General features: G+C 67.8%; 22 protein-coding genes and 1 pseudogene. 14 read left to right on the top strand and 9 right to left on the bottom strand.

Features of this window, described 5'->3' with window-relative positions:
* The first annotated feature begins 19 nt into the window (after nt 1–19).
* Nucleotides 20–382 carry a cupin domain-containing protein gene (locus EV652_RS10260; protein ID WP_132208800.1) on the top strand — a complete coding sequence of 121 codons (363 nt, stop codon included), beginning with the start codon at nt 20–22 and terminating at the stop codon, nt 380–382.
* 148 nt (nt 383–530) lie between these two features.
* On the opposite strand, the gene EV652_RS10265 is transcribed toward EV652_RS10260, so the two are convergent.
* Nucleotides 531–1,133: a TetR/AcrR family transcriptional regulator gene (locus EV652_RS10265; protein ID WP_132208801.1), complete on the bottom strand. Its 603-nt coding sequence runs from the start codon at nt 1,131–1,133 to the stop codon at nt 531–533.
* A 100-nt stretch (nt 1,134–1,233) separates the two neighbouring features.
* Between EV652_RS10265 and EV652_RS10270 the strand changes: the two genes are divergently transcribed.
* The 3 genes from EV652_RS10270 to EV652_RS10280 all read left to right on the top strand — a co-directional run bounded on the left by EV652_RS10270 (nt 1,234) and on the right by EV652_RS10280 (nt 3,922).
* A complete protein-coding gene (locus EV652_RS10270) occupies nt 1,234–2,643 on the top strand; it encodes an MFS transporter (RefSeq protein ID WP_132208802.1) in 1,410 nt (469 codons plus the stop codon).
* Nucleotides 2,633–3,100, top strand: a complete 468-nt coding sequence (locus tag EV652_RS10275; protein ID WP_132208803.1) for a GNAT family N-acetyltransferase — start codon at nt 2,633–2,635, stop codon at nt 3,098–3,100. The genes EV652_RS10270 and EV652_RS10275 overlap by 11 nt, the downstream gene beginning before the upstream one ends.
* Before the next feature lie 162 nt (nt 3,101–3,262).
* Nucleotides 3,263–3,922, top strand: coding sequence for a DUF998 domain-containing protein (locus EV652_RS10280; protein ID WP_199238106.1), 660 nt, complete (start codon nt 3,263–3,265; stop codon nt 3,920–3,922).
* A gap of 16 nt (nt 3,923–3,938) precedes the next feature.
* Here EV652_RS10280 and EV652_RS10285 read toward each other — a convergent pair whose 3' ends face one another.
* The 4 genes and pseudogenes from EV652_RS10285 to EV652_RS10295 all read right to left on the bottom strand — a co-directional run bounded on the left by EV652_RS10285 (nt 3,939) and on the right by EV652_RS10295 (nt 8,558).
* Nucleotides 3,939–4,241: a hypothetical protein gene (locus EV652_RS10285; protein ID WP_158441136.1), complete on the bottom strand. Its 303-nt coding sequence runs from the start codon at nt 4,239–4,241 to the stop codon at nt 3,939–3,941.
* A 111-nt stretch (nt 4,242–4,352) separates the two neighbouring features.
* Entirely contained in the window at nt 4,353–5,030 is a 678-nt protein-coding gene (locus EV652_RS45765; protein WP_199238137.1) for a serine hydrolase, read from the bottom strand.
* Nucleotides 5,026–5,472 (bottom strand): annotated as a pseudogene (locus EV652_RS46135) (serine hydrolase domain-containing protein); the annotation flags it as partial. The pseudogene EV652_RS46135 and the gene EV652_RS45765, both read right to left, overlap by 5 nt.
* Nucleotides 5,473–5,534: 62 nt before the next feature.
* Nucleotides 5,535–8,558 (bottom strand): ricin-type beta-trefoil lectin domain protein, encoded by a 3,024-nt coding sequence (locus tag EV652_RS10295; protein ID WP_132208805.1) that lies wholly within the window; start codon nt 8,556–8,558, stop codon nt 5,535–5,537.
* A 250-nt stretch (nt 8,559–8,808) separates the two neighbouring features.
* Here EV652_RS10295 and EV652_RS10300 point away from each other — a divergent pair, with 250 nt between their 5' ends.
* Complete coding sequence (locus EV652_RS10300; protein WP_158441137.1) at nt 8,809–10,734, top strand: family 43 glycosylhydrolase; 1,926 nt, start codon at nt 8,809–8,811, stop codon at nt 10,732–10,734.
* Between the two features lie 220 nt (nt 10,735–10,954).
* On the opposite strand, the gene EV652_RS10305 is transcribed toward EV652_RS10300, so the two are convergent.
* Nucleotides 10,955–11,557 (bottom strand): TetR/AcrR family transcriptional regulator, encoded by a 603-nt coding sequence (locus EV652_RS10305; protein ID WP_132208807.1) that lies wholly within the window; start codon nt 11,555–11,557, stop codon nt 10,955–10,957.
* A gap of 65 nt (nt 11,558–11,622) precedes the next feature.
* Between EV652_RS10305 and EV652_RS10310 the strand changes: the two genes are divergently transcribed.
* The 8 genes from EV652_RS10310 (at nt 11,623) to EV652_RS10345 (ending at nt 19,467) form a co-directional block, all read left to right on the top strand.
* Entirely contained in the window at nt 11,623–12,303 is a 681-nt protein-coding gene (locus EV652_RS10310; protein ID WP_132208808.1) for a molybdopterin-dependent oxidoreductase, read from the top strand.
* The gene (locus EV652_RS10315; protein ID WP_132208809.1) at nt 12,300–12,908 is read left to right on the top strand and encodes a DUF2867 domain-containing protein; all 609 of its coding nucleotides are present in this window, start codon (nt 12,300–12,302) and stop codon (nt 12,906–12,908) included. The genes EV652_RS10310 and EV652_RS10315 overlap by 4 nt, the downstream gene beginning before the upstream one ends.
* Before the next feature lie 210 nt (nt 12,909–13,118).
* Nucleotides 13,119–14,711 (top strand): alpha-amylase family glycosyl hydrolase, encoded by a 1,593-nt coding sequence (locus EV652_RS10320; protein WP_132208810.1) that lies wholly within the window; start codon nt 13,119–13,121, stop codon nt 14,709–14,711.
* Between the two features lie 2 nt (nt 14,712–14,713).
* Nucleotides 14,714–15,511 carry an META domain-containing protein gene (locus EV652_RS10325; RefSeq protein WP_132208811.1) on the top strand — a complete coding sequence of 266 codons (798 nt, stop codon included), beginning with the start codon at nt 14,714–14,716 and terminating at the stop codon, nt 15,509–15,511.
* 10 nt (nt 15,512–15,521) lie between these two features.
* Entirely contained in the window at nt 15,522–16,427 is a 906-nt protein-coding gene (locus EV652_RS10330) for a GIY-YIG nuclease family protein (RefSeq protein ID WP_132208812.1), read from the top strand.
* A gap of 251 nt (nt 16,428–16,678) precedes the next feature.
* Nucleotides 16,679–17,665, top strand: a complete 987-nt coding sequence (locus EV652_RS10335; RefSeq protein WP_132208813.1) for a winged helix-turn-helix domain-containing protein — start codon at nt 16,679–16,681, stop codon at nt 17,663–17,665.
* The gene (locus EV652_RS10340; protein ID WP_132208814.1) at nt 17,655–18,569 is read left to right on the top strand and encodes a hypothetical protein; all 915 of its coding nucleotides are present in this window, start codon (nt 17,655–17,657) and stop codon (nt 18,567–18,569) included. Before EV652_RS10335 ends, EV652_RS10340 begins: the two co-directional genes overlap by 11 nt.
* Before the next feature lies 1 nt (nt 18,570).
* The gene (locus EV652_RS10345; RefSeq protein WP_132208815.1) at nt 18,571–19,467 is read left to right on the top strand and encodes a hypothetical protein; all 897 of its coding nucleotides are present in this window, start codon (nt 18,571–18,573) and stop codon (nt 19,465–19,467) included.
* An 8-nt stretch (nt 19,468–19,475) separates the two neighbouring features.
* Here the strand turns inward: EV652_RS10345 and EV652_RS10350 are convergent, their stop codons facing one another.
* Nucleotides 19,476–20,216: a TrmH family RNA methyltransferase gene (locus tag EV652_RS10350; RefSeq protein ID WP_132208816.1), complete on the bottom strand. Its 741-nt coding sequence runs from the start codon at nt 20,214–20,216 to the stop codon at nt 19,476–19,478.
* A gap of 73 nt (nt 20,217–20,289) precedes the next feature.
* On the opposite strand from EV652_RS10350, the gene EV652_RS10355 reads away from it, so the two are divergent.
* Entirely contained in the window at nt 20,290–21,108 is an 819-nt protein-coding gene (locus EV652_RS10355) for an ACT domain-containing protein (protein ID WP_132208817.1), read from the top strand.
* Here EV652_RS10355 and EV652_RS10360 read toward each other — a convergent pair.
* On the bottom strand, nt 21,092–21,385 hold the full coding sequence (locus tag EV652_RS10360; protein WP_132208818.1) for a DUF4287 domain-containing protein: 294 nt from the start codon (nt 21,383–21,385) through the stop codon (nt 21,092–21,094). The two genes, EV652_RS10355 and EV652_RS10360, sit on opposite strands and share 17 nt — an antisense overlap.
* Nucleotides 21,386–21,451: 66 nt before the next feature.
* Complete coding sequence (locus EV652_RS10365) at nt 21,452–22,219, bottom strand: ANTAR domain-containing protein (RefSeq protein WP_132208819.1); 768 nt, start codon at nt 22,217–22,219, stop codon at nt 21,452–21,454.
* Nucleotides 22,220–22,301: the final 82 nt, after the last annotated feature.

Consider the following 22,301-nt stretch of genomic DNA (forward strand, 5'->3'; position numbering starts at 1 on the left):
AACTGAGGGGAGACAGCTGATGACCGAGATCGCGAACACTGGTGCAGCGGTGGTCAACCGCGCCGACGGGCGGGACGACGGCGAGGAGTGGACCGAGAACTACGAGCAGCTTCCGGGTGGGGCGGGGGTCTCGCTGATCCTCGAGGCCACCACGAAGGAAGGCGTCGGCCCACGCCTGCACAAGCACCCGTACGCCGAGACGTTCATCATCCGGCGTGGTTCGGCCACCTTCACCGTCGGCACCGAGCAGGTCGTCGGCCGGGCCGGCCAGATCCTCGTCGTACCGGCGGACACTCCGCACAAGTTCGCCACCGGCCCCGGCGGCTACGAAGCCGTCCACATCCACGCCAACCCGACCTTCGAGACCACCTGGCTGGAGTGACTTGTGCGAGTGGCACCGTCACGCGCGAGGCCGACACCAGCCGCTCGCCGTATAAGGAACTAGTCGAGGACGGCTGACCGCAGCCGCGAGACAAGCTCCTCGAACAGCTTTGGGCCGGTGCCGAAGTTCAGCAGGACCCAGGTGGTGGTCAAGACGGGACTCGGTCGCCCGGTGGGGTGAAGGCGGCCAGGACCGTCGCGGTGATGTACTCCGCCGCCTTGTCGGGGGTGAGACGGCCGGCGTTGATCTCGTCGGCTGCGCCGTGCATGACGCTGTGCATGGCGCCGACCAGCCAGGACGTCGGCAGATCGGTCCGGAACACGCCTTCCTTGCGGCCGCGCTCGATCAGCCGCTCCACCCGCGCCATCGGATCGGCGTGCAACTCGCGTACCCGGCCCGGTGGGAGCGCGTCCAGCGCGGCGACCAGGAGTGAGCGGAACCGGTCGACCAGATGCCAGCTGGACTCGATCAGCCGGGCCAGCGCCTCGCGCGGATCGCCGGTCAGATCGACCTGGCTGAGTGCGGCCTCGCCGCCCTCGATCGCCTGCACGAAGACCGCGTCGACCAGGTCGGTCCGGGTCGGGAAGTGGCCGTAGAGGGTGACCCGGCCGACGCCGGCCGCCTTCGCGATCTCGCTGGTGCTGGCGGCCGGATCCCGGCTGAGGCAGGCCGTCGCCGCGTCCACGATCGCCGCGATGTTGCGCTGTGCGTCGGCCCGCTTGGTCGCCGTACCTGCTGCTTTCGCCGGCATCGAATCTCCTCTTGTCGAACACCGCTGTACGAGTTACTGTAGCTCAGATAACTTGAACAACGGTGTTCGAGATAGTCAAAAATGTGAGGAGGGACCGGAGATGTCCGGACCTACCAAGGAACCTGAGGCCACCGCGCTGGACCCGCGGCGGTGGCGGATGCTGGGGCTGCTCGCCGTTGCGCAGTTCATGCTGATCCTCGATGTGACCGTGGTGGCGATCGCGCTGCCGCATATCGGGACCGACCTGGGGCTGGAGCGCGAGACGCTGACCTGGGTGGTCAGCGCCTACACGCTGATGTTCGGCGGCCTGATGCTGCTCGGTGGGCGTGCGGCCGACCTGTTCGGCTCCCGCAAGGTGGTGCTGGCCGGTCTGCTGGTGTTCACCGCGGCCTCGCTGGCGACCGGCCTGGCGAACAGCGCCGAGCTGCTGATCGGTGGCCGGATCGCGCAGGGGATCGGCGCCGCGATGCTGTCGCCGGCCGCGCTCTCGACAGTGACCAAGACGTTCGACGGCGACGAGCGGAACAAGGCGCTCGGCATCTGGTCCGCCATCGGTGGTGGCGGCTCCGCGATCGGCGTGCTGCTGGGTGGCGTGCTGACCGCAGGCCCGGGCTGGCAATGGGTGTTCTACGTGAACGTGCCGATCGGCGTGATCGTGTTCGCGATCCTGCTGAAGCTGCTGCCGGCCGACCGTCCGACGGAGAGCCAGGGCCGGCTCGACGTACCGGGCGCGATCCTGGTCACCGCCGGTACCGGTACGGCGATCTACGCGCTGATCAACGCCGGTGACCGCGGCTGGCTGTCCGCCGCGACGCTGGGCCTGCTGGCCGGCTCGGTCGTCCTGTACGCCGTTTTCGCCTGGCTGCAGACGGTCGTCAAGTCGCCGCTGATGAACCTCCGGATCCTGACCCGTCGCCCGGTGGCCGCCGGCACCTTCCTGATCCTGGTCGCCACCGCGCTGATGATCGCGGTCTTCTTCCTCGGCTCGTTCTACCTGCAGCACTACATGGGGTACGGCGCGCTGCGGACCGGACTGCTGTTCCTGCCGGTCGCCGTCCTGACGATCATCGGGGCGCAGGTGGCCGGCCAGGTCATCGGCAAGGTCGGGGCCCGTGCGGTCGCGATGATCGGTCTGACGATCGCAGCGGTGGGCATCGCTGTCCCCGCCATCTGGGATGGTGCAGCCATGGTCGTGATCGGGACGAGCTTCGGCGCCGGCGGTATCGGTGCGGTCTTCGTCGCGGCCTCGACCACCACGTTCGCGCAGATCGACTACACCGAAGCCGGGCTCGCGTCCGGGATCCTGAGCACGTTCCACGAGTTCGGTGCGGCGCTCGGTGTGGCGATCGTGTCGAGTATCGCGGCAGCGAGCCTGGCCGGAACGGTGACCACGGGCTTCAGTCGCGGATTCACCTTCGCCGCGATCACTGCGGCCGTCGCCGCCGTCCTCGCGCTGGTCGTCGTACCGGTTGCCGCCAAGCCTTCGACCGGAGCAGCTCATGTCCACTGAGATCCGCCGTGCGGTCCCTGCGGATGCCCAGCTCGTCCGGACCATGCTGGTCGAGCTCGCCGACTACCAGGACCAGGGCAAGTACGTCACCGCCACCGTCGAGGACTGGCAAGGATTCCTGGGCCGGGACGACGTGATCGTGCTGATCGCCGAGATCGACGGGACGGCGGCGGGCTACGTGTCGTCGCTGCGTCGCCCGTACCTGTGGGTCGGCGGGGACCTGCTCGCACTGGATGACCTCTACGTGCGGGAGCAGTTCCGCGATGCCGGAGTAGGCCGGGCCCTGATGCTCGAGCTCGCCCGTCACGCCCTCTCGGAGCGGCTGACAATCAGCTGGGGCCTACGCCTCGAGAACGAAGCCGGCTACCGCTTCTACGACCGCCTCGGCGCCAACCTGGTCACGAAGACCGCTGCCAGCTGGCCCGCAACGGCCTACGAGCAACTCCTGGCTGAGTGATGCGACCGCGCTGCCGGACGACCCGGCAGCGCGGTCGTGGTTTGAAAGCTCACCGCCCGCCACAGGTTGTTTGAAGGTTCTTGGGGTGGGGGTGTCGAATTTCGCCGGGGTCGGTCGACGCAGGGGTGAAGGAAGCTCAGACCATCTGGAAGGACCCCGGCCATGACCACTAACGACCTGACGATTCCGGCCACTACCCGTGTGTCCACCCGCGCTCTGCTGACCGGCGGGATCGTGGCCGGCCCGCTGTACGTCGCGGTCTGGCTGGGTCAGGCCTTCACCCGTGAAGCCTTCGACGTGACCCGGCATCCGGCGAGCCTGCTGGCCAACGGCGGCCCGGGCTGGATCCAGACCGCGAACTTCGTGATCGCCGGTCTGCTGTCGATCGGCGCGGCGGTCGGCCTCCGTCGTACCCTCACCGGACGGGGCAGCAAGTGGGCACCGCGGTTGCTCGGCGCGTACGGCGTCGGACTGCTGCTCGCCGCGATCTTCCCGGCCGACCCGGCGGCCGGCTTCCCGGCCGGTACGCCGGCCGACTATGCCGAGATCAGCACCCGCGGGATGGGGCACTTCGTTGCCGGCAGCATCGGGTTCACCGGCCTGATCGCCGCCTGCCTGGTGGTCGCAGCGCACTACCGCAGCATCGGCCGGACGGCGTTCAGCCGCTACTCCGCCGCCACCGGCATCCTGTTCTTCGGCGCCTTCGCCGGCCTCAGCGCCGGTGCCGGCTCCCGCCCGACCATCATCGCCTTCGACATCGCCGTCATCCTCGCCTGGACCTGGATCGCCGCCCTCTGCGCCGACAAGCGCCGCAACGTCTGACCGTCCACAGTGAACTTCACCCTGCCAGTGGTAGGCCTGTGCGCGAGACGCCTTGCTGCACCACGTCGACGGTCACGTACCGGCCCACCACCAGTTGCCGTCGGACACCAGCGGCGTTCGTGACGCTGGGAAGGATGCGGCCACCAACAGCGGAGTGCCAGAGGTGTGCCTCGCCGTAGCCACCCGTCACCTCGACCGATACGAGGCCCGCGATCACTGTCAACCGCCACGCCGTGGCAGCCAGGGCAGGGTTGTCCGCCAGCAACTGGCCGATCCAGTCGATGTTCTCCACCACAGACAACATCGGGTTTCTCGGCACGGATTGGATGGTCATGGTGTCCGCAACTTTCTTGGTGACATCTGCTCTCACCCTCTACGACGAGACAGAGCGCTGAAGTGTGACTTCCGAAACTCATGACCTGGCGGCGGTCTAACTCAAGCAGGTGCGGAGGGCGGTGATGAGGTTGGTGGCTCGGGGGTCGCCGTGGCCTAGCATCCGATTGGCGACGTAGGCGAAGCCGACTTCGTGCTCGTCGTCTCCGAAGGCGAATTGGCCACCGGCGCCGTCGTTACCGAAGCTGCGGGCGCCGAGCATCGGGCGGAAACTGGAGTCGAGCAGGACGCCTGAGCCCCAGCGGGCGCCGGCGTCGAAGCCCAGGAAGCCCTGACCTGCGGAGAGCTCGCGGACCAGGTCTGTGACGGTCTCCGTGGTGAGCAGCCGGTCGCCGGCCACGGCTGCCGAGTACAGGCCGGCGAGGCCGGTTGCGGAGGCTACCGCGCCTGCGCCGGGGAGCTCCATCCCGAGGAGGGCCGGGTCGTTCCAGCCGTGCGGTACGTCGAGACCCGGGAAGACCAGAGCACCGTTCATCGTCACGATCCGGGTGAGCAGGTGCTCCGGCCCGGGCATCGCGGGACGGCCTTCTGCCTCGACCAAGCGAGCGAGGTTGCCCAACTGCGATTCCGGCAGCCCGATCCAGGCCTGAAGGCCGAGTGGGTCGCCGATGGCCTGGCGGAGGTACGTACCAGGCCGGAGCCCGGTGATCCCGTCGTACCACCTCGCCGAGGACGAAGCCGAACACGTGACCGTGGTACTCGTACGTCGTACCAGGTTCCCAGAGCGGCTTCTGCTCCTCGATCGCCTCGATCACCGGCGTCCAGGCCGCGATCTCCTCGAACGACAGCGTCTTGTCCAGCACGGGGATCCCGGCGCGGTGCCCGAGCACCATCCGGGACGTGATCGCGTCCTTGCCGCCGGCAACGAACCCGGGCCAGTAGGTCCCGATCGGCGCATCCAGCTCGAGCCGGCCCTGCTGCGCCAGCAGGTGAACGCCCAGGCTCACCAGCCCTTTGGCGACTGAGAACACCGGTACGACGGTCTCGCGCGTCCACCGGCGTCCGGGCGAAGCCTCCCCGTCCCACAGCTCGACGACCTTGCGCCCGCCGACGTACACCGTGACCGCGGCTCCGAGCTCGGGGAACTCGGTGAAGTTCCCCGCGAACGCGTCGGCGACAGCTCCGAAGCCCTCGTCCACCCAGCCGTTGTCCATCATCCCGTCCTTCGTCGTAGGTCGGTGAGTCACCCTACGTGCGGGAGCGAGGTGTCACGACTGGTTTACGGCAGGACCCATTTCTGGTTGAGGGCGGTGTGACAGGTGTAGAGGATCAGCCTTGTTCCATTGGCTGTGGAGGCTCCGGTCGCGTCGAGGCACTGTCCGGAGCGCACGTTGAGGAGCGTGCCGTTCGCGCGTGGCAACCACTTCTGGCCCGCGCTGCCGTCACACGTCCACAGCACGACCGGTGTGCGGATCGCCGTACCGCGGGCATCCATGCACTTGCCGAGCGATCGCAGAGTGCCGTCCTCGGACTGTGTCCACTGCTGGTTCGCCTTGCCGTGGCAGGTGTACAGCGTGGTCGGAGTGCCGTCGGCCGAGCTGGCCTGGTAGAGGTCGACGCACTTGCCACCCGCCCCGGTGATCGGACCTGTGTCCTGGAAGACCCCGACTTCCCACAGCGAGTAGTAGCTGCCCGCGATACCCCGGGCCGTCGCGTTGATCCGCACGTACCTGGCGAAGTTGGGAGTGAACTGCAGGCTGTCGGTTCCGCCGTCTCCGACCGTGGTCGAGTAGACGGTCTTCCATGTCCGTCCACTACCCGACACCTGGATCTGATAGGCCTTGCCGTACGCCGATCCCAGCCAGTTGAGCAGTACGCGGTTCACGAGCTGAACCGAGCCGAGGTCGACCCGCAACCACTGTGGATCGCTGCGCGCACTCGACCAGGCCGTCGACATCGAGCCGTCCACTGCCTTCGGGCCTTCCCGGCCCGCGGTGTAGACGCTGGAAACGGCCACCGGCCGGTTGAACGCCAGATTCCGCTTCGGCACGTACGTCGCTGTGTAGGTGGTCGGTGTGGCCGGCGCGGTGAAGTTGTGGTTCCGCGCGCCGCCGTCGGACCAGGAGGCGAACCGGTAGAGCTTGCCGGCCGACGGCTGCAACAGATCGGCGGACAGCGATCCGTTCGACCCGATGATCGCCGTACTGGTGGCCGGAGTGGTGACCGACTTCGAGAAGTAGGTGACCTTCATTCCCGCCGGCTGGGTCGCGAAGGTGAGCCCGACGGTCTTCGGGTCGAGTCGCACGCTCTTGACGTTGGTCAGCCCGCCGGAGTCCCGGGCGGTGAGCTTGAGTTCCAGGTACGACGGATACTCGTGATCCGGCGTGGTGAACGTGCCGCTCGTGCCGGTCATCGAGGTGATCTGATGCGCGTGGCAGTCGCTCGGACAGTGGTGCATGATCAGCGCCCACGTCAGTGCAGATCCAGGCAAGGTGCCTTGCTCAGCGTCGGTCGCCGTACCGGCGAAACTGATGGTGTCGCCGACCTGCCACTTCGTCGCCGGGGTGGGAGCGGTGATGGTCGCGGTGGGTGGGCCGTTGGCCACGTCGATCTCGGTCGACGCGGTGCCGGTCCCGCCGTGGCCGTCGTTCACCCGGAGCCTGGCGATCGTGGCTCCGCTGCCCGAATAGGTGTGCTGGACGATCGCCGCGGTCGAGTCGTCGTACTGGCCGTCGCCGTCCAGGTCCCACGCATAGGTCAGCGCGTCGCCGTCGGCGTCGTTGGACGCGGTCCCGTCGAACGTGACCTTGAGTGGGCTCGGGCCGGAGGTCGGATCGGCGTTGATGATCGCGGTCGGCGGGTTGTTGGTGCCGTTGTAGACGTAGCGCATGACCCGGCCGTTGTCGTAGTCGACGGCGAAGATGTCACCGCCCGGTCCGGTCTGCAGCCTGGTCGTCCCGTACCCCGAGGCGAAGGTGACGATCTCGTCCGGATCGGGCAGCCCGTTGGCATCGGGCAGCATCGCCCAGACGCACTTGCGGCTGTAGTCGGCGAAGAACAGGGCGCCGTCGTACTCCGGCGGGTAGTTCCCCTCCTCGTAGAAGGACATACCGGTGAGTGAGGAACTGCCGGTGCCACAGCTCTCGCCGGCCACCACTTGGTCGCTGTGTTTGTAGGCGTAGTACGGCGATGCGACCGCACTCGGGCCGGCGGCGTACAGGTTCTCGCAGATGCTCAGGTCGTTCCCGTCGTACCCGCCCTGCCGGCCGGCGCCCTCGTAGCAGGGCCAGCCGAAGTTGGTCACGCCCGCGGTCGGACTGACGATGCGGTTGATCTCCTCCCAGGCGCTCCAGCCGACGTCGCCGACCCAGAGCTCGTTGGTGCCCGGGCGGAAGTCGAAGCGCATCGGGTTGCGCAGGCCGTGCGCGACGATCCGGCGCGCGTTGAGGTCCGAGCTGCTCAGCAGCGGGTTGTTGGGCGCGGCCAGTCCGGTGTTGGGATTGATGCGGATGATCGATCCGTCGAGGGTGGCGGGGTCGCCACTCGTCCGGAGGTCCTGGGCTCGCAACGCGCCGCCCTGGGCCGACGGCGGTGCGAGCGCGGTGCCGATCGGTGACGGCGGGTCACCACAGGGGTTGTCCGGCGTGATGTCCGAAGAGGGGAACGCGTCCTGGCCGTAGTCGGCGTAGTTGAAGCTGGCGCCGTCACCGCCGCCCGCGTAGAGCATGCCGTCCGGCCCGAACTCGATCGACCCGATCGAGTGGCTGGGGAACACCTGGCACCAGTCCTCGACCAGCACCTGCTCCGCCACGGCCGAGCCGTTCGGGGTGAGGACCGACAATCGCGCACTGGCCTGGCAGCCGTCACTCGTCGGCCCCGGGGGCGACGGGCACGGGTCGTTGGTGCCGCCAACGGTGCCCCATTTCGGTGCTGTTCCGCCGATCAGGCCGTCGTACGTATAGAGGACGTAGACGCGGGGATCGGTGGGGAAGTCGGGATGCAGCGCCAGGCCGAGCAGGCCGCGGTCCCAGTAGTTGTAGACCTTCGTGCGGAGGTCCGCGAACACACTGGGTGTCGTGTCGTCGAGTGAGTCGAAGACCTTGACCAGGCCGCTCTTCTCGGCGACGAACACCCGGCCGTCCGCAGCGAACGCCACATTCGACGGATTGGTGAGCCCGCTGAACACGACCTGCTCACTGAAACCGCTCGGCACGACCGCAGCTCGTGCCGGCTCGGTCATTGTCAACGGCGCCAACAGCGCCACGCACAGCGCTGCCAGCAACCTCTTGGCGGAATGCAACATTGGTGCCCCCAGGCAAGCCTCGCCGCCGGGCCCCACTCCCGGCAAGACCACGAGGTGCCCGACAGCATGCGGCACGATCCACCTCGGCGCAAGACCGCGTTTGAAACCTGCACTCCAGGTCAGCGAGCGGTTACTTCAGACGCTGACCGGATGGTCTCGACTGTGTTCGATTGTGTACGGACCGTTGAAGTAGGTCGGCATGCGCAGCACGCTAAGGCGCACGTTTTCGCCTGATGAGGAGACAGTCACGATGACCCGTCGGAGAATTCGATTCGCCGTTGCAGCGTTGGCGATTCTGGTGGCTTCGGTCGCCGGCGTCACGCCCGCTGCAGCCTCGCAGACGTATGAGTCCTTCCGGCCTGGTGCGCCGTGGCTCGACACCAACGGCCAAGTGATCCAGGCACATGGTGGTCAGGTCGTCCCGTCGACCGACAACCGTGGTCGGCGGATCTACTACTGGTACGGCGAGGACCGGAGCAAGGGGTACTTCGACAGCCCCGGCGTGCACGTGTACTCGTCGTACGACCTCTACAACTGGAAGGACGAAGGGCTTGCGCTGCGGGCGATGAGCTCGCCGGACCAGTTCGAGAACGACAACTACTTCTCGAAGCTGTACAAGGGCTACACAGCCGCGCAGAAGGAGATTGTCTGGCGCGACCTGTCGACCAACAGCGTCCGCACCGACGGCTGGGCGCGACCGTCGATCCTCGAGCGGCCGAAGGTGATCTACAACAAGGCCACTGGCAAGTGGATCATGTGGGTGCACTCCGACGGACCGTCTTCGCCGACGAGCACGTCGACGTACGCGCGGGCCGAGGCCGGGGTCGCGATCGCCGATTCGCCGATGGGACCGTTCCGCTGGATCGACTCGTACCGGCTGAACCGGGTGCCGAGTGATTCGGTGCCTTGGTGCGGTACGTCGCCCGCGTTCGACCCGGCCGGTGGGATGGCGCGGGACATGAACCTGTTCGTGGACGACGACGGCAAGGCGTACATCATCTACTCGTCCGAGGAGAACCGGACGATGTACATCTCCAAGCTGAACAACTCCTACACGTATCTGTCCGCTGCACCGGAGAGCGCCGTACAGGGTAGGGACTTCGTCCGGACGCTGCCGTGCAACCAGCGGGAGGCGCCGGCGATGTTCAAGTCCGAGGGCACGTACTACCTGGTGACGTCGGGGGCGACGGGCTGGGACCCGAACCCGGCGCGGTACGCGACCTCGCAGAACATCCTCGGTCAGTTCACCGACCGCGGTAACCCGGTGCCGGGCGCCGGAGCTGCCGACACCTACCGGTCGCAGAGCACGAACGTGATCCCGGTCGACCAGAAGCACAACAGGTTCCTCTTCATGGGGGACCGATGGACCCCGAGCGATCTGGCGAACGCGCCGTACGTGTGGATGCCGATGAGCTTCGGCGAGGGCGGCAGCCTCACCATCGGCCCGGACCAGGAGTGGACCCTCAAGGACCTGAAGCCGTACACCCGCTGGACGGTCACTTCGCAACTACCGGACACAGTCTGGTTGAACGACACCAGCACACTGCCGGCCCAGGTCACCGTGACGACCTCGGGCGGATCACAGCAGGTCGGGGTGACGTGGGACGCGTCGACGGTCGCTCAGCCCGGCCCGGCGCAGTTGCGGGGGACGTTGTCCGACGGACGTACCTTCACGCGTTCCGTTGTCGTCGTACCCCACGGTTTGCGGTACGCCGTCAACGCGGGAGGTACTGCGACAGCGGACTGGACGCGGCTGAGTCAGGTAGCTGCGCCTCTGCTCAACTCGGCGCCTGAGCAGCCGCTGGCGACGGATCCGGTCACCGGAACGACGTGGGGCTACACAGGATCCAGCGCGCCCGCCGGCACTGGTGACATGTACACCACCCTGCGTTACGCCAAGGACCACGAGCCGCTCGTCTACACCTTCGGTGGTTTGGAGGCCGGGACCTACATGGTCCACGCCGGCTACTACGACCCGTGGCCGTGGGCGAACCGCGCCGCCGAGGTCTCGATCAACGGATCGGTGGTGGACACTGAGCGCCTCTTCACCGCGACCCCCACTGCGGCGGCGTACAGCGGTGTGACTGTCGGCGACGATGGCAAGGTCACCGTCACCATCACCCCGACCCGCTCACCCGACATCCAGGTCAGCTGGCTCATGGTCGCCAAGAACTGACTGGTGGGTTCCCCGGGACGCTCCCCGAGCGGGCGAACGCGCCTGGACGGTAACCCGACGACCCGGGGAACCCAACCACAGATCCCATCACATCAACGGGTCAACCCGAAGAGCTCGTCAGATGAGTGAGACCTGACTTTTGTCACCGAGGCGGGTTGGCGCGGGCGTAGCCCTGTGACCTGGGGTTTTGGTGGCTCGGCTGTCTCGATTTGCGCACTAATCAGGTGGTCGCCGCCCGCACGCCGCGCAGGACGACGTCCAGCACCACGTCAGCCTCGACACGGGCGGCCTCGGGGTCGGCGGCACGCGCAATGTAGAGGGCTGAGCCGTAGAGACCGCCCAGTGCGAGGTGCGCCAGCGCGTCGAGTGTGACACCGGGCAACGCGCCGCTGTCCACCAGCGGCGTCAGCACGGTCCGCAGCATTGGCAGCTCGACGCCTTCCGTGCCGTTTTCCCACGCGCGGGCGGCCAGCACGGTCACACTGTCGATGATCACGATCCGCCGGAACGCCGGGCGCAGGCAGGCGTCGAGGAACGCGGACAGGCCCGCTCGTACCGCGGCCCACGGATCCTCCTCGGCCAGGGCCGCGGCCATCACCGCCCCAGCGGTCTCGTCCAGCACCACGTCGTAGACCGCCGTGAACAGCGCGTCCTTGCCGCTGAAGTGGTGGTAAAGAGCGCCCTTCGCGAGACCCGCGCGCTGGACGATGTCGTCCATCGCGGTCGCCGCGTAGCCCTGTTCGACGAACCGCTCGCGCGCGATCCCGACCAGCAGCTCCCGGGTTGCCTCCGCCTGCCGTTCCCGCAGCCTCTTGACAGTCACCCGGCAAGCATAAAAGACTGACTGCAAGTCGGTGACCGACCGTCGGTCGGTAAAGGAGGTCCGTGATGTTGCCACTTCCGCCCGGACAACGCCGCGTCGAGGGATTCCCGCGATTTGGCACGCACCTGCACCGGCCGCCGCCCGCGGTGCCAGACGCTCCGGTGATCGCGATCAGCGGCGTCGTGCGCAAGCCGTCGGAGGTGCGGCTGCCGGAGCTCGCCACGCTGTCGCGGCGCGAGATCGTCGCCGACTTCCACTGCGTCTCCGGCTGGACGGCGACCGACCTGCGGTGGGAAGGGGTGCGCTTCGCCGACTTCTTTCGCGCCTTCGTCGAGCCGGCGCTCGACTCCGAGGTCTCCGTCAGCCACCTGACGTTCGTGGGTCTGGACGGGATCAACTCCGTGGTCGAGCCGCAGGACGCGCTGGCGGACGACGTCCTGCTCGCGGACCGGGTGAACGGGCGCCCACTCGGCGGCGATCACGGCGCGCCGATCCGGTTGGTCAGCCCGGCCCAGTACGGCTACATGAGCATCAAGCACTTGTGCTTGGTCGAGGTGTGTTCCACGCTCCCGGCACATCGCCTCGATCGAGGCATCATCGGCCGGCTGATCGAGGGCCATCCCCGGGCTCGGGTCTGGCACGAGGAGCGCCACGGCCACATCCCGGGACGGCTGATCCGGCCGTTCTACCGCCCGCTGATCCGCCCCATCCGCGCCCTCTGCGCGAAAGGAACGCAAGACCGATGAGACTCCCCAACGACGTGCTGAAGACCCAGGACTGGATCATCGACGACATCGTGCCCGACTTCGACGTCGAGGATGTCTGGGCCCTTCCCATCGAGGGCGGCGCGCACGATTTTCCAGCCGTCGTCGAGACGCAGCAATCCCTCGACTTTCCGGCGTCCGCGCCGCTGCCGGTGCGCTTGCTGTGGGGCATTCGCGACCTGCTCGGACGCGCGTTCGGACTCGGGCGCATTTCGACATCCGCAGACGCCGCCGGCGCCTGGCCACCCGTTCCCGGCACCGGCGAACCGTCGCTGCTCGCGCGGCTTCCGGACGACCTCCGCGACAAGTCCCCAGCATTGCAGGTCACCGACAAGCCGTTTCGGCCGCTGTACCGCACCGGCACCGAACTCGCCCAGGAAATCTCCAACCGCACCATGTACGGAGTGATGCACCTGGCCTGGGCGGACCAGGGAAGCGGCCGCTACCGCGCGCAGATGACTGTCTACGTCAAACCCCGCGGCACCTTCGGCAAGGCGTACATGGCGTTCATCAAGCCGTTCCGCTATGCGATCGTCTATCCGGCACTCATGCGACACTTCGAACGAACCTGGTCGCAACAGCACTGACGAGCGAGTCTGTACCCCGTGAGCGCGGATCAGCACGTTGCGCCCGGGCCGGGTCCCGGCCGGTACGACGACACTTGTTCGACCGCGTCACGGACCACCGCACTCGCACTCACCAACTGATCGAGCACTGCACACTAAAGTGATAAAACTCGGGTCAACCCGAAGAGCTCGTCCGATGAGTGAGAAGTCCGCTGTCGGCTAACTTGTCTCATGGACGTTCTTCCGTGGTGGCAGACCGGCGCGATCTACCAGATCTATCCGCGATCGTTTGCCGACAGCAACGATGATGGTGTCGGCGACCTGGCCGGTGTCACCGGTCACCTCGAGTATCTGGCCGGCCTGGGGGTCGCTGCCATCTGGTTGTCCCCGTTCTACCCGTCGCCGATGGACGACTTCGGGTACGACGTGACCGATCACACCGGTGTCGATCCGGTGTTCGGCACCGTCGCCGACGCCGAGGAGCTGATCGAGGCCGCGCACCGGCACGGGCTCCGCGTGATAGTCGACTTCATCCCGAACCACACGTCGTACCAGCACCCGTGGTTCGTCGCCTCCCGCACTCGGGACGATCAGTACGCCGACTGGTACTACTGGCGTGATCCCGCTCCCGGCGGTGGCCCGCCGAACAACTGGCTGTCGGTGTTCGGCGGCCCGGCCTGGACCTTCGACGATCGTCGCGGTCAGTACTACTACCACGCCTACCTGCCCGAGCAGCCCGATCTGAACTGGCGCAATCCGGCCGTCCGGACCGCGCAGTACGACGTACTGCGGACCTGGCTCGCGCGTGGCGTCGACGGGTTCCGGATCGACGCCTTTCGTCAGTTGCTCAAAGATCCACAATGGCGCGACAACCCGCCGAATCCCGAGTGGCAGACCGGCGACGACCCGTACCTGTCGCTTCGCCCGGTCCACTCCACCGATCAGGCCGACATCGTCGACGTCATCGCGGAGCTCCGATCGGTCCTGCCGGATCAGGCGGCGTTGATGGCTGAGCTGTACCTCCCGCTGGACAAGCTGATGCGGTACTACGGAACCGACGGCTCGGGGATCCACCTGCCGACCAACATGCACCTGGTCTCGTCGCCTTGGACACCGACGGACATCGCCCACCTGGCCGAGGAGTACGAAGCCTTGTTGCCGAGTGGAGCGTGGCCGAACTGGGTGACGGGCAACCACGATCGCAGTCGCATAGCGAGCCGCATCGGACCAGCTCAGGCACGCGTCGCCGCGGTGCTGCTGCTGACCCTCCGCGGCACCCCCACGCTGTACTACGGCGAGGAGCTCGGCATGCTCGACATCCCCGTCTCCGGCTCCCAGCTGCGGGACCCGCTGACACGCAGGCTGCCCGATCAGGCGATGGGACGCGATCCCGAACGTACGCCGATGCGCTGGACGTCGGCGTACCACGCCGGATTCTGTCCCGACTCCGTCACGCCCTGGCTGCCGACCGAGCCGCATCCGGCTGGGGTCGACGTCAAGTCCCAGGACGGTTCGCCGACGTCGATGCTCACGCTGTACCGCGCCCTGCTGGAAGTGAGACAGACCTCGAACGCGCTCCGCACCGGCGCCTACAGAACCGTCCTGGTCACCGACGACGTGCTCGTCTATGAACGCCGGTCGGCCGACGCGGCCCAGTTGATCGCCTTGAACTTCACCGATCGACCGCAGCCGATCACGCTGCCACCGGGTGCTCACGCCGTACTGTCCACCCACGAACTGCCGGCCCAGCCCACCACACTCCGACCGAACGAAGGCCTCGTGCTGCAACAAAGCTTGGATCCAGCAGCGTCTGTAAGTATGTGAAGATGCGGCTCCTCGGCGTGCTGATGGCGGGCGTAGGCCTGTCTCTGGCCGCGTGCGGTACTGAAGTGCAGACCGGCGACAGCGGTGGCTCCGACAGCGGTGGCTCGCCGGTTGGGAAGTCGTACCTTTCGGTCAAGCTGACCGAGGACGGCAAGGTCAAGCAGTTGGTGCCGGGGACCCGGATCCGGCTGGACTTCCGCGACGAGGGAGCGCTCGGCTTCCACACCGGCTGCAACCAACTCGGCGGCATGATCTCGCTCGCTGGCGGCACCGTGACGATGGACGCCTACGGCGGTACCGAGATCGGCTGCGGCGCTGCGAAGCAAGCCCAGGACGAGTGGCTCGGCGAGCTCCTCAAGGCGCGTCCCACCTGGAAGGTCGAGGCGGACACTCTCACCCTCACCAGAGGTGGTACGACGCTCGTCCTCAAGGATCGCAAGATCGTCGAGCCGGACCTGCCGATCGCGGGCACAAAGTGGACTGTGGACGGTGTGATGTCGGGGGAGGCCGTCGAGCACTTCTACGGTCTGGCGCCGGCGTACTTCACGATCGAGGGCGAGCGAATCACCGGTTCGACCGGCTGCAACGCGTTCGAGGGTCCCGTCACCCGGACCACCACGACGCTGTCCGTCGGCGCGTTGGCGATGACCCTCGTCGGGTGCCTCGGCGACACCGCCCGGCTGGACGGGGCAGTGATCGGCGTCCTGGGGAGCCCGCTGACCTACTCCATCGACTACAACCGCCTGGAACTCCGAACCGCCGACGGCAAGCGTGGCCTCAATCTGATCGCCAAGAAGTGACAATGGCTGGGTGAGCGCGGCGCGGACGGTGGCACGGGGACTCCCGGTGGAGCCGGGGGTCTACCGGTTTCGGGACGAGGCCGGGAAGGTGCTGTACGTCGGCCGTGCGGTGAACCTGCGGCGTCGGGTGCAGTCGTACTGGACGCATCTCGGGGATCGGCCGCGGTTGCGCCGGATGGTGGAGCGCATCGACCGGGTCGAAGCCGTCTGGTGCGACTCCGAGCACGAAGCGGCCTGGCTGGAACGCAACCTGCTGGAGCATTCCAAGCCGCGCTGGAACCGCACCAAGGGCGGTCAGGAAGTCGTCGGGTACATCCGGGTCGACGACGGTCCGAGGCGTCCCGAGTTGCGGCTCGCACACCTGGTCACCGGGCCCGAGCAGCACTTCGGCCCGTACCTCGGCGGTGTCCGGATCCGGCTGGCGCTCTCTGCCCTCCATCGGGTGCTGCCGTTGGCCTACAGCGGTACGACGAACGGCTCGGAGCGCGAGTTCGCCGAGCTGTTCGGGATCGGTCCGGCCGATCGCGAAACGCTCGCGCGGACGGCAATCGCCGTACTCGAACGGGATCCGGCGGCCGTGAGCGCGCTGCGGGCCGAGCTGGAACGGCGCCGGGACCGTGCGGCGGCCGAGTTGCGGTTCGAGTTCGCGGCGAAGTTGCAGGAGGAGATCGCGGGGTTCGACTGGATCGTCGCCGAGCAGAAGGTGTCCTGGCTGGAGCCGCGCGACGCCGATGTGTACGGCTGGGCGGACGACGTACTCGTGCACTTCCAAGTACGCGCCGGCCGGATGTGCAAGTGGACCCAGCGTGCCGTCAGCGAGGCAGTCGCTCGCGATCGGGTGGCGGCGACTCCGGTCCTCTGGCAGCCGTTCGCCCGACGCAACGCCGAGCTCGCGGCGCGACTCCTGCGCGGGTGACTTCTTCGGACTCCGCAAATCACCGGCTGAACCTTCCGTCGCGCAGCGCATAATCCACACCGCCGTCCGCCTGTCAGGCAGGGAGTTTCGGTGGGCCAGGTCGTTGCCGTCCACACCTTTTCGATGGGCGGAAAACCGGGCTGATCCGAGCGTCCGCGGCCCCCATCGGCTGCCAGAATCCAGAGTCCGCCGGCATGCCGCCCGACCCGGTGGCGATGCCTCCCACAGGTGCCTTCGGAGGGGCGCGACTGATGACGCTGAGACTGGTGTTCGACCGAGACGACCTGCTACGGGTTCGCCTGGCCGACGGCCCTGATCCCCTGTGGGAGCTGGTGCTGAGCCTCCTGTGCGCCCGCGATCGCGACCCGCAGTTGCCCGCCCACCTAGCCCGCTGGCGCCGTCAGGCGGGGGCCCGGGTACGGCGTGATGCCCACGCCCGTGAGTGGCTGTCGACCCTGTTCACGCTGGTCCCGGCGGCCGGAGACTTCCCTGATTTCCTCACTCCGGCCTACGACCGCGGCGGTATCGACGCCGGCTGCGAAGCACTGGCCGGCACCCGGCGCGGCCTGCTCGAGACAGATCTGGCCGGCGTGTTCGGCGATGACACGCCACCGTCCTGGGTCCGGGAGCTTGCCACCGGGGATCGTCGCCGGCTTTCAGCGGTGACTGGCGCGGTGCGCTCCGGCTACGAGGCGATGCTGGCCCCGCAGTGGCACGAGATCAGCGGCGCCACCTCCACCGACCGGACGTCGCGTGCTGGGGTGCTCGCACGCGAAGGCGTCGGCGGTCTCCTCGCCGGCATCCCCGGCGTCATCGGCTGGGACGGCCAGGTCCTGGAGATCGGCTACGGACTCCGCACGCACACCGTCCACCTCCGCGGCCGGGGCCTGACGTTGCAGCCGAGCTTCTTCTGCACCGAGCGCCCGATCACTCTGATCGACCCCGAGCTGCCGCCGGTCCCGGTCTATCCAGCGGCCGGTACGCCGCTCGCCGGGTCGCTGGAGGTCTCACCACGACTCGTCGCACTGCTCGGCCGCACCCGCGCAGAGTGCCTCGCCGCCCTGACCTCCACCCGCACCACCAGTGAACTTGCGGCCCGGGTCGGCACCTCGATCGGAACCGCCAGCAAGCATGCGACGGTATTGCGTGAGGCCGGTCTGGTCACCAGCGTTCGCCACCGGGGCGCCGTACGGCACTACCTCACCCAGCTCGGATCGGCGCTGCTCGATGAGTGCTGACCGCATTGTTGGGGTGCTCGTGCTGGTAGTGGCCCTCCTGACCGGGTGCTCGGGGGAGGACGACCGGGTCAAGCTAAAGGCCGCGCTGGAGAAGGGGCCGCTGTCGGTGTCGGTGGATTCATCCGGTGAGGTCGAGTTCGGTGCCGCCGAGAAGTTCAAGATCGACGTGCTGGATCCCGGCAAGGGGGTGTCCACGGCGGAGGAACGCGTCGAGGAGCAGCGGGAGAAGCGCGCGGCGATGCTCAAGTGGTACGTCGTCTTCGTGCTCAAGGCCGACGGGGACAAGCAGGCGTTGCTCGAGTTCGCCCCGGACGGGTTCATGCAGGTCACCCTCGAGGGCAAGGTGGTCCAGGCGTTGCAACTGCGGATCACGGTGATCGAACTGAACCCCGGCGCGACCGCGGAGATCACCGAGATCTCCCACCTGAACACCGCCGGCCAGGGTGCGCCGACGCTGCCGGACCCGGTCCTGCCCGCAGCCCTGGTCGGCCGGTGGACCGGAAAGCTGAGCTACTTCGAACGTCGCAACCCACTGGGCAAAGGACACACCCGTCCGGACCGGCCGATCACCATCGTGATCCCGGCCCGGAAGCTGCCCGCCTCGGGCGTCGTGGGGACCGCCACGCTGCCTCGGGACGACTACACGGTCGATTACGGTGATCGGGAGGAGAAGGTGTCGCGGCCGGCCCAGAAGAACGTGTTCGTCCTGGCGTCCGACCAGGTTCGCCCGATCTCGATCAGCCGCGTGTACGTCCGCATCGCCGACGGTCGCGGGATGCCGTTCAGCCTGACCATCCTTGCCAACGGCAAGCTCTATCTCGAGCAGTACAAGAGCCTGCAGGCGCAGGAAGACCTCGATATCGCCGACCTCGAGCAGGCCGGCCTGCTCATCAAGGAGCGCTGACATGCGCCGACTCGTGCTCCTGCTGCCTCTCCTCCTGCTCGCGCTGACGGGGTGTGTCGAGAAGGACTCGGTCTCGTTCGGGCCGGTCGAGATCTCGGTCGACGAGGCCGGTGAGGTCGAGGTCTTCGTCGGGCCGCGCTTCGCGACGCCGATGGGCGAGTTCAAGGCCGGGATCGCGATCACCGTGATCGACCAGCAGCAGGACGATCACTGGTACGTCGTCATCCGGAGCACCAGACGCGCCGTCGTGATGGACACCGTCTACCGGCTCGACTCGGCGGCCGGGCTGCGGATCGAGTCCGGCGGGAAGCTGGTCGAGGAATTCGCCCGGCACCGCGCGTTGATCGTCGTACCGCCCGGGGCCGCGAACACGATCAAGATCAGCCCGATCGGCGACGGCGAGTACTCGGTGAGTGATGGCGGGGTAGCGCTGCTGCCAGCTTCGCTCAAGGGAGCCTGGTCCGGCACCCTGCGGGGCGGGAACAGGAACGTCTGGAGCAACAAGACCAACGAGTACTGGCCCACGACACAGGTCCGGCTGCGGTTGTTCGGCGGCGAGATCGGACACCCGGTGGGCGAATTCAGCTACCCCGCCTGGAACTGCTCGGGCATCCTCGTGCTCGCCGACGTCGGTACCAGCTTCCGCCCGATCTACGACAACCAGGACAACAAGGTTGTCGGCGCCAAGCTGAAGCACGTCGTCCTGGAGAGCGGCCGAACCCAGCGCTGCGGCGGGTTCATCAAGGCCGGCCAGGGCGATCCGGACCAGGGCTGGCTGATCGTCCGCAACGCCACCGGCGGCAAACTCCGCGTCGACACCAGCCTGGTCTGGACCCCCGAAGCAACCGAGGACAAGCCCGACCCCGAAAAGCCCATCTCAACCACCCTGGCCAAGTAGCCAGGTGGTCAGCGGTTGGTTACTTCGAAGGCGACTACGGCGGCGGCGATGGCTACGTTGAGGGACTCGACGCCAGGGTGCAGGGGGATCTGGAGGTCGGAGTCGGTGGGGACGGTGAGGCCGTTGGTTTCGCCGCCGAGGACGTAGACGGCGCGGGGCGCCAGGTCGGCCTTGAAGAGGGAGTCGTGGGAGCGGGCCGAGAGTCCGTAGATGTGGTAGCCGGCGGTGCGGAGGAGGTCGACGGCCGTCTTCGCGGTGGAGGTGTTCACGATCGGGGCCTGGAACGCGACACCGGCGGAGGCCTTGATCACCAATGGGCCGACGTGCGGCGTACCGGCGCGGGGGAGGATCACGCCGTCGAACCCGGCGCCGGTCGCGGTGCGCAGGATCATGCCGACGTTGCCCGGGTTCGTCACGCCGTCCAGCAGGAACACGTTCGTCGGCCGCTTGCCACGGTCCCGGACGAACTCCTCCAGCGGAGTCATCCGCGGCGCGTCGACGTCCGCGACCACGCCCTGGTCGTGCTTCCCGTTGCCGGCCAGCCACTTCACCCGGCTGGCCGTCGCCCGCTCGACCGGGACGTCGACCTTCGCCGCGGCCCGGAGGATGTCCTGCAGCGACTGCCCGGTCGCGTTGTCGGCCACCACCACCTTCGCCACCGACAGCGCCGGGTCGTGCAGTGCCTCGAGGACCGGCTTACGCCCATAGATGGTGATCCACTTGTCCCGCGGCGATCTCTTCGATTCCACCCGCCTACGGTACGCCGGACAACTTCACATCGTGGCAACAGGCGAGCAACGTCGGTCCGTCACGCTGAGTGGCATGGAACAGTTGCGTACGGCGCTCATCGGCGGGACCGCCTGTGAGGTGTGTGGGCGACTCCCGCATCCACGGCGGCTGCGGTTGACGGTGGCCAAACTGCTGGCGATCTTCCCGGTGGAGTTCGCCCTGCACGCGGTCGTACTGGCGCTGCATCCGCCGTACGTGGTGGCGGTCACAGTGCTGGTGATCGCCACGACAGCTCTGGTGATCTGGGTGATCGAGCCGTCGACGATGCGGCTGCTGCGGTCGTGGTTGCACGCGCCGCGGACCGGGCCCGCGTCCGGGATCGACGCGCTGTGGCGGATCCGCGTCACGCTCGCGGACCGGACCGGCGCGCTGGAACGGCTGACCCATCACCTGGCCGACCTGGACGCGAACATCCTCGGGCTCCACGTCCACCCGGTCGACGACGGCGTACGCGACGAACTCGTCGTGTCCACCCCGGACACGATCGACCCGCAGTCGTTGCTGGAGGCAATCGAAGCGGCGGGTGGACGGGACGCGCACGTGTGGCCGACGACCACGCTCGCGCTGGTCGACGGCCAGACGAAGGCGCTGAGCCTGTCGGCGCGGGTGGTCGGCGACCCGAGCGAACTCCCGCACGCGGTCGCCGAACTCCTCGGCGCCCAGCTCGTCACCGACCGGGTCGCCCTGGCCGGTCCGCTGCCCGCCGACGGTACCGTCCTCAAGATCCCGTCGCCGTGGACCGGCCTGTTCGCCTTCACCCGCCCCGGCGAACCGTTCACCCCAGCCGAATCCGCCCGGGCCCACCGCCTCGCCCAACTGGCGGAGCTGACCCTGGTCAGCCGGCGGGGTTAGTCGCCTTGCCGTCGAGCCAGAGGACGTTCGACGGGTCGCGGTGGGTACCCGTGCTGCCGACGTGCTTGTCGCTGATCCCCGGCCCGTTCTTGATCACGTGCACCAGCGCCATCGCGTGCCCGCGGCCGAGGTCGTAGTCGGCCTTCAGCCAGTCACAGATCACGCCGGCTTTCACGTCCGGAGCGTCGTACCCGAGCTCCTTCGCCTGCTCGACCAGCGCCCGCGGCGTCCGGCCGGTCTTCTCCTCGATCTTGTCCAAGTACGCCTGGAACGACATGTGGTGTCTCCTCACGAGTGTGTCTTCACCACTGCGTCGATCAGCGGGGTCCGGAATCGACACCCCTCACTCGCCGGTTTGCAGACCGTACTTGCGCAGCGCCGCGGACAGCTGGCCCTGGTTCTGGGCCTCGACGAGGTCGTCGGACAGCTGGCGGAGCTTGATGTTGGCGTCCTGGGAGGCCCGCTTGAGTACGTCGAACGCGACGCTGGAGGTGATCCCGTAGCGATGCATCAGCACGCCCTGCGCCTGGCCGATCACCGTCCGCGTGATGAGCGCCGTACGCAACTGCTCGACCAGGCTGCGGCTGTCGTTGAACAGCTGCACGTTGTCGAACGCGACACCGGCGTGCAGAGCGAACAGCAGGACGACGTCGTACGACGTGCTGCCGAACGCGTCGACCTTGGCCGAGAAGAGGCTGAACGCGGCCGCCGACCCGGTCACCGCAGGCAACGGAAGCAGCAGGGCGCTGCGGTAGCCGGCGTTGATCGCCGTCGCCGCGAACTCGGGCCAGCGGTGGTCCGCGGCGAGGTCGCCGATCCGGTGCGGCTCGCCGTACGTCAGCGTGTCGTAGAGCGGCCCGTCCGGCATGACCATCTGGCGGGCCAGCGGGGCCCTGGCCGGTTCGGCGACGTCGTCGGCGGTCTGGTGGTACCGCGCGACGATTTCCGCCTGGTCGCCGACGAGCACGGTGATCGAGGCTTCCTCGCACTCCGGCACGGTGTTGACCACGCGGCTGACGAATCGGCCCAGCGTGGTGGCGACGTCGTCGTCCTCGACCAGCCGGCTGACCTCGGCCAACTCCTGCGCCAGCTCCAGAATCCCCTCACCCATGGCTCTATCATGCGCCCTCACCGATCATGCGCTGTCACCGATTTCTGGGTTCCCGAACCCAGACAGCGCTACGCTCGATGCC

It is taken from the genome of Kribbella steppae, assembly GCF_004342025.1.
GTDB lineage: Bacteria > Actinomycetota > Actinomycetes > Propionibacteriales > Kribbellaceae > Kribbella > Kribbella steppae.